The organism is Bacillus sp. 05T31 (assembly GCF_056396725.1).
The window spans coordinates 1-3,474 of the sequence record NZ_JBFTMA010000591.1 but is presented as its reverse complement, the minus strand read 5'-3'; the positions used below and the strand labels follow the sequence as shown (position 1 = coordinate 3,474).

Annotated in this window: 5 protein-coding genes and 2 pseudogenes; 6 read left to right on the top strand and 1 reads right to left on the bottom strand. The window is 34.0% G+C overall.

The genetic code is table 11. The features are described 5' to 3' along the window. The 3 genes and pseudogenes from AC1DJR_RS24795 to AC1DJR_RS24785 all read left to right on the top strand — a co-directional run. Nucleotides 1-260, top strand: a pseudogene (locus AC1DJR_RS24795) (MFS transporter); the annotation flags it as partial. Further along, nucleotides 244-444 carry an NETI motif-containing protein gene (locus AC1DJR_RS24790; RefSeq protein WP_000166305.1) on the top strand — a complete coding sequence of 67 codons (201 nt, stop codon included), beginning with the start codon at nucleotides 244-246 and terminating at the stop codon, nucleotides 442-444. The pseudogene AC1DJR_RS24795 and the gene AC1DJR_RS24790, both read left to right, overlap by 17 nt. A 172-nt stretch (nucleotides 445-616) precedes the next feature. Continuing rightward, nucleotides 617-973 (top strand): annotated as a pseudogene (locus AC1DJR_RS24785) (VOC family protein); the annotation flags it as partial. 147 nt (nucleotides 974-1,120) lie between these two features. On the opposite strand, the gene AC1DJR_RS24780 reads toward AC1DJR_RS24785, so the two are convergent. Beyond that, nucleotides 1,121-2,203: an S-layer homology domain-containing protein gene (locus AC1DJR_RS24780; protein ID WP_477003738.1), complete on the bottom strand. Its 1,083-nt coding sequence runs from the start codon at nucleotides 2,201-2,203 to the stop codon at nucleotides 1,121-1,123. A 367-nt stretch (nucleotides 2,204-2,570) separates the two neighbouring features. On the opposite strand from AC1DJR_RS24780, the gene AC1DJR_RS24775 reads away from it, so the two are divergent. The 3 genes from AC1DJR_RS24775 to AC1DJR_RS24765 form a co-directional block, all read left to right on the top strand. Continuing rightward, nucleotides 2,571-2,993 (top strand): hypothetical protein, encoded by a 423-nt coding sequence (locus AC1DJR_RS24775; RefSeq protein ID WP_340952847.1) that lies wholly within the window; start codon nucleotides 2,571-2,573, stop codon nucleotides 2,991-2,993. A gap of 25 nt (nucleotides 2,994-3,018) precedes the next feature. After that, a complete protein-coding gene (locus tag AC1DJR_RS24770) occupies nucleotides 3,019-3,324 on the top strand; it encodes a WXG100 family type VII secretion target (protein WP_016091772.1) in 306 nt (101 codons plus the stop codon). A gap of 22 nt (nucleotides 3,325-3,346) precedes the next feature. Further along, the coding region (locus AC1DJR_RS24765; protein WP_477003739.1) for a DUF5081 family protein at nucleotides 3,347-3,474 on the top strand (128 nt) is incomplete at its 3' end.

The window sequence follows — 3,474 nt, the reverse complement described above, 5'->3', positions numbered from 1 at the left end:
GTCTTGGATTTATGACAGATTTATTACCGAGACACTTACTACCAGCAGGTAATATATTATCCGGAATCGCCTTTAGTTTAGGGAGTATTATGGGTCCTGTATTAGGAGGCGTATTTATAGAGAAAATACAGTATACAAGCTTTTTTATTGCGGTTATGATTATAATGGGTATTCTCGCAATGTTTTATATTATTTACATGAAAAATCAATTCGCATCAAGAAAAATAGAAAGTAGGTTAGGGCATGACAAAACAACCTAATAAGAAAAAATTTGAAGTACTAGAAAATGAAACGATTACAGACTGCTTAGCACGTATGGAACAAGAAGGCTATGCACCGTCTCGTCGCATGGAAGAACCAATCTTTCATGAAGTGAAGAAAAACGGCAAAACAGAAGTTGAACCATGCGGTAGAAAAATTGTTTTTGAGGGGAAATTGAAGTAATCTCATAACAAATAGCCATCCAATTCATTTGAGTTGGATGGCTTGTTTTTTTACTGAACAATGAAAGGCTTAGCTAGAGATCTTTGTTAGTGAAGGTAGTATAGAGAGAAACTAACTACATAAAAATGTAAATTTAAGGATGCTTAATGTATTGAATTTTAGGATTGGGACAAAAAGACTATCGAAAAGACGAATTGCGTTCTTTTGGGTAGGAGAAAGTAAAGAGCAAATGCTCGGGTTATGGGAAATGCATACGAATGAAGAATTTGAGACGAAACACTTCGCTTTTCGTGTAGATTTAGAGTTTTTAAATGCTTCAAAATTATGGTTAGAGAAGCGTGGAATAGAGGTAGTAGGGAGTCAAGGGAAAGGAAATCGAGAACCAATTGTCCAAAGGTGGATGCCAGCTGCAAGCGTATATTTTCTAGATTGTGATGGAAATAAATTAGAGTTTATTTCTATGTTATATGATGATTCAGATGAACTAGAATATGCAACGTATTTAAGTGAATGGAATGCGGAGCACTAAGAAAAATAAAGTGGAACTTTAATCAGTAGTAGTTTTACAGCTTTGTATTATGTTAAATAGATAGAAACAAAATAAAATCCCTCAAGAAAAGGCACGTTCTTGAAGGATTTTTTTATGCTTTATATATTTTATATTGCTTGTAACGTATTAATGATGTTCACTTTTAGATATTTCAGCGCGTTGAATATAACCATCAGAGAAGCTGAAATAAAGAGAATAGCTTCCTCGATTATATATAAAGCCTTCACTAGTCATATCCTCTCCAATTCCATCTGGCTCACCAAACCACTCTTTTAATTCATCGATAGTGATATCCATTTTTACCCATATATATCTAGCGTCCGAAGGGTACATATCAATATTATAATCTCCATATACCGCTGTAGTAGGTGCATCACATTCTGTACATGGCGCTTGCTTCCAAACATCAGGCACTCCAAATTCTTTTTTTACCTCAGATATATCTTTACCCAGTACATCTAATTTAAATGGACCAAACGTCCCATCCTGTAAAGCTGTTGCTAACATTTGTTTCAGTTCTTCTTTTGTATTGATGTTGAAATTATAAGATCTGTTCTTTGCTATTGCATTATAGAAAAATTGTGCATACTGCTCACGTTTCACAAGCATGTTGCCATTAAAATTACCAGACTCGTCACCTTGGGATATCCGGTTACTACGTAGCGTATTTACAGATTCATAGGCCCAATGACCTTTTGGTACATCTTTAAAGTTCTCTTGTCCTTTTGAGTTTAATTGAAATGCCTTTTGSAATACTACTGCCATCTCATACCGATTTAATGCGTCATCTGGACGAAATGCACCTGTTCCATCACCTGTCATAATTCCAGCTTGCGCAATGGCTTTGATATCCTTTTCAAACATATGATTTGTAATATCACTAAACATATTTCCCTGTTTATCATCTGCTATTAAACCTAAATGTCGATTGACTAAAGAAGCAACCTGTCCTCTAGTAATGTTGTCCCCAAAACCAAATTTTCCATTTCCATATCCCTTATAAATCCCTGCTGCTGCTAAGTAATCAATAGCAGTTTTTGACCAGTGGTCCTTTGGTACATCTGTAAATACAGAGTTCGCATTGCCAGCTACTTTATAGTTATTCGTAGTTGTTTGTGCGTTTGCTGTGCCTACCATCATTGTAGTTGCTAGTGCTGTGGTGATTACGAATCCCAAAATTTTTTTAGCTTTGCTTGTTTTCTTGCCCATTTGAGAAAGCCTCCCCAGTTTAATTTAACTTTATTAAATATACGTATTACACATATACATTCTAATACAGCTAAATGTACACATCGTAATTATAACATGTAAATGATGATCATTTGTCATTAATTCACTTAATGTGGATAAAATTCCAATAATCTATATAAAACTATAATTTTTAGATAATAAATATTCATTGCTATTTAATTGAAGAAAAATACGAAACCTTTTTATAAAATATGGAAATGTTAAAACCCCTTTGATAGAATAGCAATATGCAAAAATAATTATTTATAAATTCTCAATGTAATGAATATTCATGTTTAAATATACGAATTTAACTACATATTTATTGTAATAAAGGGGGAGAAAGATGTTAGAGGAATTGTACACTGTTTTTTTAAATGCATCGGGTTTTACAGAAAGCGCAAGGAAACGAGACCAGTATGATAAATTACATGATTATTTAAAAGATCAAGAAAGAGAGTTAAAACAATTCATTCAAGAGGCTGAATCAGCGAAAAGAGATTATGAGAGTAAAAGTAATGGCTTAGAAGCTAATAAAATTCCGGCAGTTGAATTTGAACAAAAACGTCATGAAAAGGATGAAGAATTAAATACAGTACTATCCTATTTTAAGAGTGCATTAAGCGATGTTGGATCTGCGATAGGTACAGCTTATGCAAAGTATTTGGAATATAAAGCGAAAGCAGAAGCGGAGAAAGCGTCCGCATACAATGCAGCGACCAAGGCTTTTGAAGAAAAGAAAAAGGAAATTGAAAATCTTATCCATTAAACATATAAAGAATGGGGGAACCCACATGAGTGGTAAAGAGGTTGAAATTATAGGAAGTAACACTGCAAGTGCCATTTCTTACGCGCAAAATATTGAAAATGGTATGAAGGATTCTTTAAACGAAGCGAAAAACTTAAAAGCATATGTTACATGTGCGAACTGGAATGGAAAAACGAGAGATGCCTTTTTAAGTTATCTAGATTTAATCATTCAATATAACTCAGAAATGGTAGAGGCATTTGAAGGACATACGAAAGCTTTGAAAGAGTTAGATAAAAGTATTCAAACGTACGGAGATAGGCCGGAAGTAAGGGCGATAAAACAGTTGTGATGGAGAAATGAGGGATAAAAAAATGGAGAAAGAAATGAATTTTGCACCTGCTGAATTATATGTTCTCGCAGGTGCAGCTGGGGTTACGGATATATTTGGATTGCCAAACCGTGACGTAATTATTTTACTTGATGAAGAATGTGTCACGAA

Bases quoted from the DNA above. Each gene is read 5' to 3' on its own strand.
- AC1DJR_RS24790 (WP_000166305.1), top strand. From the start codon at position 244: ATGACAAAACAACCTAATAAGAAAAAATTTGAAGTACTAGAAAATGAA.
- AC1DJR_RS24775 (WP_340952847.1), top strand. From the start codon at position 2,571: ATGTTAGAGGAATTGTACACTGTTTTTTTAAATGCATCGGGTTTTACA.
- AC1DJR_RS24770 (WP_016091772.1), top strand. From the start codon at position 3,019: ATGAGTGGTAAAGAGGTTGAAATTATAGGAAGTAACACTGCAAGTGCC.